Raw genomic sequence first — 6,094 nt, 5'->3', positions numbered from 1 at the left:
CGAAACTTCCGGGATGACAGGTTCAAATTCCCGTCGTCCCGGAAAGTCCGAAGGGCTTATCCGGGACCTCAAAACAGTCTTACTACTCATCCACCGTCTCAATACACAGCAAAAGTGGCATTTCCTTAGCAAAGTAGCCATTACAGCGAATTGTCGTTATGATGAATGAATAATGACAAATATCTTAAATTTTCACTCATTTGTCGCAATAATTATAAATAAGTCATGCTTCTGGGGAGTCATTCGTTGGTTCGCGTTTATTTCGATACACAACATCTGTATTACCTGCCTCAATACCTGCCGGTAGCCGAAAAATTAACTAACGCGGGTGTCGAATGTATCTTCGTTCTGTATCCCGAAGAAGGTTTTGACGAGCTCAAGAGAAGCGAGCTCGACAAAGCGGGAATGGCTTATCATTTCCTGGACTCGCCCAAAAACGCTCACCTTTTTTACCAGCAAAATAAAGCCGACTGGATTTTCTTCGGTAATCCTCCGCAATTTTGCAAGAGCGAGAAAGCGAAGATTCAGGCGCGCCTGGCGCTGGTTTTACATGGCATTGGCCCTAAAGCCATTTACTACACGGCATCCGAATTCCCGTTTGATGTGCGCTTTGTGGAAGGTCAGCAACGATTACAGCGGTTGCAGGAGAAGTTTCCGGAATCCGGCTTTGTGGACACCGGCTACGCTAAGCTCGATCCTTTATTCGATGGCACCCCAGCTTCTATTTGCTTGCGTGAATTAGGCCTGTCGCCAGATAAACCCACGGTGCTTTACGCTCCCACTTTTTATCCATCAAGTATCGAAAAATTCGATGAGTCGCTGCCGCAACTGCTGGCCGACTATAATGTACTTATCAAGCCACATTATTTCAGCCTGACCAAAGAACGCTACGAAGGGCAACGCGCGCTATTTAAAAAATGGGCAACCCATGAAAATGTGCATATTGCGGGTGTGGAAGACTATAACCTGATACCGTTTATGCAAATATCCGATGTAATGTTATCAGATGCCTCCTCGGCCATTTTTGAGTATGCCGCTCTGAATAAGCCGGTTGTATGGTGTGATTTCTATCAGACCCGCTGGAGCTATCGGGGCATTTTAAAGTTTCGCTTAGAGAAACGTCTTGACCCCGACCTACAGATGTTCCACGATCTTTGCACGCGTGCCACGTTGCCTAAGCAGGTACCCGCAGCCATTGAAAGCGCGTTGAATAATCCGGAAAAGCTTGAACCCCAGCGTTTGCAAATTACCCAGGACATGGTGGGTGCCACCGACGGGCAGTGTAGCGAACGTATCAAAGACTACATTCTGGCCAACAGTTAACTAACCTAAAAGATCGTCATCAGTGCGCTACTTATTTTATATTTCGCAGAATTACTCGTTCGAAATCCTTCGCCCGTTACAGCAAGAAGCGCATCAGCGTGGTGACCAGTGCGCCTGGTTTATTGAAGGTAACGAGGTGAATATCAGTTTGTTCAAGGAAGGGGAAAACCGCCTTAAGAGCATTGCTGAGGTGGTTGACTATAAGCCTGATGCGGTGTTTGTGCCCGGCAATATTGTACCGGCATTTGTACCCGGTCTACAATGCGCAAACGCCTGGGATACTGGCAGTTTTAGTCAGCGCTAAAATCTTAGCCAGAGTAAACCTTCATTTAGCTTTTTGCCATGCATACTTGTGATAGCTGCCCCCATGTGTTCACTTGCGTAGTCAGCAAAATCACTAAATGCTTTGTCTGATTTGGCATCTATATAAACCGAACACCTTTTCTCCATGCATCCCATGTTAACAATGGTAATATCGTCAGGCTCGTATTCACTCACGAGGCGCCTTAATTCTCTCTCTTTATCCATTGAGCGCTGGCCAAATTCTGTTGAGGACACTAACCTCTCAATATCTGTATGTTTAGCGGAGTACTCAAAATTTTGCTGATCCGTTTCAGTGTACTCGGGACTAACGTGAATCAGGTAGCCAGTATTCCCATTGCTTTCTATTTCGCTAAAAGCCAGCTGATAGTTATTCTCGGTCATTTCCGGCGATGCCTGATCCCACAATCCCATCAGATAGTCGTACAGCTCACCTTCATATAAGATGCCCCCTGCGTATTCACCATCAAGGAATAACTCAAGGTCGGATAACGAATCTACTGTAACTTCTGGCTGGGATTCAGCAGCAGGCAGAGGAGCGGGCTCACCCTCTGCGCGTGGCGCAGCGGATACCGGCTCAACGACGGTTGAAGTTTGCGCTGTTTCGATTGGTGTATTTTTAGTTGACGCCAGGTCAGGTGACTCAGACTGACTTAAAAGAAAATAGGCGCAGATGGCCAGCAAAGTAATGCTTATAAGACTAATTTTCACAACAATCCCTGTATACAGCACTAAAATCAAGTACTGGGTTTATACCACTGCGCCCCTTAAAATTAAACAAAATACCTATAACAATCATAATTTTAAATTAATAACGGACAATAAACCTTAGCCATTCACAACAGATTAAGCCCTCCTAAAGCACCATTTTCATCCCTCCACCAGTCATTTAAAGTAAAGCTAACTAAGCGCCGGGAGTCACCATGAAAAACATTTCTTTAGTCATTGCAGCAATTAGTCTGTTATTCGCTATTCGCCCGGTTTTTTCACAGCACGCAGAAGGCAGCGAGAGCACCAGTGAGTTAAGTTATGAATCCTTTGTAGCCAGCACTAAACCGATTAAATGTTTGTATGGTTATGCCGCAGAAAAGGTGGGCGATCACGATGCGGCCATTGCGATTTTTGAGGATTGCATTGAACGCTTTAACAGTGTGTATTCCATGATCTGGCTGGCGCAAATATATGATACCGGTGTTGGCGTTCCCAGAGATGAGAAAAAGGCCACGGCCCTGCTTAAGCGCGGTGCCATGACTAATGATGAAGCGGGCTATTCCTCATTGGCTCAATATCATTATGGAGTTGCACTAATAGAAGGTAAGGGTACCCCTGCCGACCGTGCAGCAGGCGAAGCCTGGCTTACCAAAGCCAGCCAAGCCGGAGTCCAGGAGGCAACCGATTACCTCAACCGTCTTCCGTCCTCCTAAAAGTGATATACAACCTGTAAATTGCCATCCATGCGTTTTGCATCGGTACCGGATGCCTTGCCATACCCGGCTTCCAGCCTTAACGCCCAGCCTTCTTTGACACCAAAGAAACGGTACTCATAAGACAAGCCTAGCCCCTGGGTAGTTTTTCTGTCGGTGATGACAATATTAAAAGCAGGGCAATTGGCGGGATCTGAACCGCAGGGTAAATCGGTTTTACGTGCACCCACAGCACCAACAAAACCGCCCCACACATGATGCCCTTCGGCCCACTGCACGCCAGCTGTAAAACCGTCGTCCAGACCAAGCTTATAATTAGCGTAATACTCTATATTATTGCCCTGTTTGAGGGTAATTGTAGGCGCCAGAATGAATGGCCAGCCACCGCCGGCACTAAAAGTGTCTGCGGTGACATTGGCGCCAGGTAATGCCAGCACCAGGCCAGCAATCAGAGAGGATGTAAGCCGGTTTACTTTGCTTTTGAGCATGCGATTCCTTAACGTGTTCCTGGTTATTAAGGTCGCAGACTCTACCTATCCTATGGTCAAGAAAGGGTAAAATTAATCACCATTGCGGTACTTTTTCAGCGGGGCTTTTTCGGAACAGGCTAATCCGATCCATTGGCTGACGCCGAACCCGCTGTAGCCGCAATTACTCCGGCTGTGGCCGCAGAGGACTGCTGAGCCTGAAGCTGATCGGCAATTAACGAGGCATTCTGGTTTTCGCTGGCAATAATGCACGGGCCGTAGCCCAGACCATCCAGCTTATTTTCCCACAACACCTTGCCATCTTTGGCGGCAACGCAGAATAAATGCCCACCTGAATAGGCAAACACTTTGTCATCTTCAAATAACAGGTTAGTGACACCAGAGGTGGATTTCAGTTTGGTGGCCCAAAGCTTGTTGCCCGAAGCCTTATCGAGGCAAACCAACTGACCTTTGATACCGAGAAAGAGCTTTTCCATCGTTAATACCATACTCGCTACAGATGCTAACCAGCCTACCACTAAATAACGCAGTCAGGATCAGTCAGACATACTTACTAACAAATATTGAGTTAGCTGTCTTCTTCTGAAGTTGCTGCCAATTGCTCTACTGCCGGTTTGTAGTTTTGCGCGGCGGACTTTTGCAACCACTGCAAACTTAACTCCGCATCCACCGGCTTGCCTGCACCGGTTGAATACATCACCGAAAGTGCATACTGAGCCCGGGCATTGCCTGCTTCAGCAGCTACCGAGAAAAGCTCGGCAGCTTTATTGAGATCACGCGGCACGGCGAGGCCAGTTTCATACAGCCAGGCGAGTTCGGTCATGGCAGCATAATTGGCGGGCGATTGTTCACTGAGCTTTATCAGTTGCGTAATGGCCTGCTCGCTGTCACCGCGCATAAGTAAGCGCTTAACGCTGAGCATGGGATCATTACTGTCCGGCTCATCACTAGTGAGCGTTTTTAGCAGCCGGCCGGCATCCTCATCACCATCTAAAGCAGCAACCATTAACCAGTGTCTGGCGGTCTCTGCCGCTACCATTTGCGGGTGTTCCAGCGCCATCAAACCTACCTGATAAGCGCCGGCGCGGCTGCCTGCTTCGGCGGCCTGCAAATAATAATCGCGGGCAGCAACCAGGCTTTGTTCAACGCCTTTGCCCTGCTCATACAGGATCCCTAAATTAAACAGTGCTTCGGCCTTACCTGCGCCATCTATTTTCTGCCACATGGCATGTGCCAGTGGATAATTGGCCATCTTGTATTCAGCATAGGCCATGTAGAGCTGTACCCTGGGTTGTGCATTGAGGAAATCGTCTGACAATTCCACGTTAGCCCTGGCCTGATTTAAGCTAATCAGCCATAGTAACCCAATCACCAAAATAACTGCTCGCATAGTTCACCTGCTCAACAACACTCATGAACTAAGCCTAAGTCAATTTTAGCCGGGATGATCTCCTACTTTAGGCCTTTTTTCGCAGACAAAAAAAAAGCAGGCCAGTGGATGAGGGCCTGCTAAAAGGATTCTAATAGAGTTAAGAGACACACTATTAAAACTACGTACGCAGTTAATGTAACCTCTCCACCAACCAATTGCAAATAATAATTATTATCATTACAGTTTTTGTATACCGGCCACCAGACTATCAATTACCATGCGAATTTTAGGTGATAAATGGCGGGTAGGCGGATAAACCGCCCATATTCCCTCATGGGCAATTTGCTGGTTTGGCAGTAACTCGATGAGCTCTCCGGAGGCCAGGTATGGCCGGATATAGTAATCGGGTAACTGAATAATACCGAGATCTTTAAGCGCCGCATCAATTAGCGCTACACCGCTGTTACATCGCAAACGCGGCTTTACCCTGACATTTTCCTGCTTGCCATTGCGGCTGAACTTCCAGTTATCTGAGGTACCCAGAATACACTGATGATTGGGCAATTCAGACAACGAGTGTGGTGTACCACGCTTTTCCAGGTAAGCCGGAGAAGCCGCCAGGTGCCAGGCACGACTGGAGAGTCGCCGGGCGATATAGGAAGAGTCTTCCAGCTCACCCAGGCGAATGGCCAGATCGTATCCATCATGGATTAAATCCACCAGTTGGTTGGTGAGGTTTAACTGGATCTCTAAGTCCGGGTGTGCCGCTGAGATGTCATTCACAATGGGAGCAATAATTCGCTCGCCGTAGGTCACCGGCGCGGTCATTTTTAACTTACCGGTAGGTTTTGCCTGCAGATCGGTAACCACTTTCTCGGCCGCGGTGAGCTCTTCCAGAATAGGTTTGCAATGGCGATAAAAGGTCTCGCCGGAGTCTGTGACGGCCACCACACGGGTGGTACGGTTAAGCAACTTGGTACTTAAGCGGTTCTCCAGTTTTGCCACCTGACGCGAAACCTGCGCGGTAGAGAGCCCCAGCCGCTTTGCCGCCAGGGTAAAATTTTGCGCCTCAACCACGGCGACAAATTCGTTAATACCTTCCCAGTTCGCCATAACACTCCGATTATTACCATATAGTAAAGGTTATTTACATAAATCAGCTATTG

The 6,094-nt window shown here is 47.9% G+C and carries 8 protein-coding genes; 3 read left to right on the top strand and 5 right to left on the bottom strand.

What is annotated here, in order from left to right:
- The first annotated feature begins 246 nt into the window (after positions 1–246).
- Positions 247–1,323, top strand: a complete 1,077-nt coding sequence (locus D9T21_RS12760) for a CDP-glycerol glycerophosphotransferase family protein (RefSeq protein WP_241155707.1) — start codon at positions 247–249, stop codon at positions 1,321–1,323.
- A gap of 22 nt (positions 1,324–1,345) precedes the next feature.
- Positions 1,346–1,627, top strand: a complete 282-nt coding sequence (locus tag D9T21_RS12755; RefSeq protein ID WP_105934558.1) for a hypothetical protein — start codon at positions 1,346–1,348, stop codon at positions 1,625–1,627.
- Here D9T21_RS12755 and D9T21_RS12750 read toward each other — a convergent pair.
- Positions 1,624–2,355 (bottom strand): Rossmann-fold NAD(P)-binding domain-containing protein, encoded by a 732-nt coding sequence (locus tag D9T21_RS12750; protein ID WP_123325366.1) that lies wholly within the window; start codon positions 2,353–2,355, stop codon positions 1,624–1,626. The two genes, D9T21_RS12755 and D9T21_RS12750, sit on opposite strands and share 4 nt — an antisense overlap.
- A gap of 212 nt (positions 2,356–2,567) precedes the next feature.
- Here D9T21_RS12750 and D9T21_RS12745 point away from each other — a divergent pair, with 212 nt between their 5' ends.
- Positions 2,568–3,068 carry a tetratricopeptide repeat protein gene (locus tag D9T21_RS12745; RefSeq protein ID WP_123325365.1) on the top strand — a complete coding sequence of 167 codons (501 nt, stop codon included), beginning with the start codon at positions 2,568–2,570 and terminating at the stop codon, positions 3,066–3,068.
- Here the strand turns inward: D9T21_RS12745 and D9T21_RS12740 are convergent.
- The 4 genes from D9T21_RS12740 to D9T21_RS12725 all read right to left on the bottom strand — a co-directional run bounded on the left by D9T21_RS12740 (position 3,065) and on the right by D9T21_RS12725 (position 6,041).
- A complete protein-coding gene (locus tag D9T21_RS12740; RefSeq protein ID WP_123325364.1) occupies positions 3,065–3,556 on the bottom strand; it encodes a hypothetical protein in 492 nt (163 codons plus the stop codon). The genes D9T21_RS12745 and D9T21_RS12740 overlap by 4 nt on opposite strands.
- A 119-nt stretch (positions 3,557–3,675) precedes the next feature.
- Positions 3,676–4,032, bottom strand: a complete 357-nt coding sequence (locus D9T21_RS12735) for an outer membrane protein assembly factor BamB family protein (protein WP_123325363.1) — start codon at positions 4,030–4,032, stop codon at positions 3,676–3,678.
- A gap of 92 nt (positions 4,033–4,124) precedes the next feature.
- Positions 4,125–4,946 carry a tetratricopeptide repeat protein gene (locus tag D9T21_RS12730; RefSeq protein ID WP_123325362.1) on the bottom strand — a complete coding sequence of 274 codons (822 nt, stop codon included), beginning with the start codon at positions 4,944–4,946 and terminating at the stop codon, positions 4,125–4,127.
- 219 nt (positions 4,947–5,165) lie between these two features.
- A complete protein-coding gene (locus tag D9T21_RS12725) occupies positions 5,166–6,041 on the bottom strand; it encodes a LysR family transcriptional regulator (RefSeq protein ID WP_123325361.1) in 876 nt (291 codons plus the stop codon).
- Between the last annotated feature and the right edge of the window lie 53 nt (positions 6,042–6,094).

Source organism: Marisediminitalea oceani, assembly GCF_003731635.1.
Classification (GTDB): Bacteria; Pseudomonadota; Gammaproteobacteria; order Enterobacterales; family Alteromonadaceae; genus Alteromonas; species Alteromonas oceani.
This window is presented reverse-complemented; position numbering and strand designations above follow the sequence as displayed.

Coding starts and splice junctions, on each gene's coding strand:
- D9T21_RS12740 (WP_123325364.1), bottom strand. CDS start 3,556: ATGCTCAAAAGCAAAGTAAACCGGCTTACATCCTCTCTGATTGCTGGC.
- D9T21_RS12745 (WP_123325365.1), top strand. CDS start 2,568: ATGAAAAACATTTCTTTAGTCATTGCAGCAATTAGTCTGTTATTCGCT.
- D9T21_RS12735 (WP_123325363.1), bottom strand. CDS start 4,032: ATGGAAAAGCTCTTTCTCGGTATCAAAGGTCAGTTGGTTTGCCTCGAT.
- D9T21_RS12725 (WP_123325361.1), bottom strand. CDS start 6,041: ATGGCGAACTGGGAAGGTATTAACGAATTTGTCGCCGTGGTTGAGGCG.
- D9T21_RS12730 (WP_123325362.1), bottom strand. CDS start 4,946: ATGCGAGCAGTTATTTTGGTGATTGGGTTACTATGGCTGATTAGCTTA.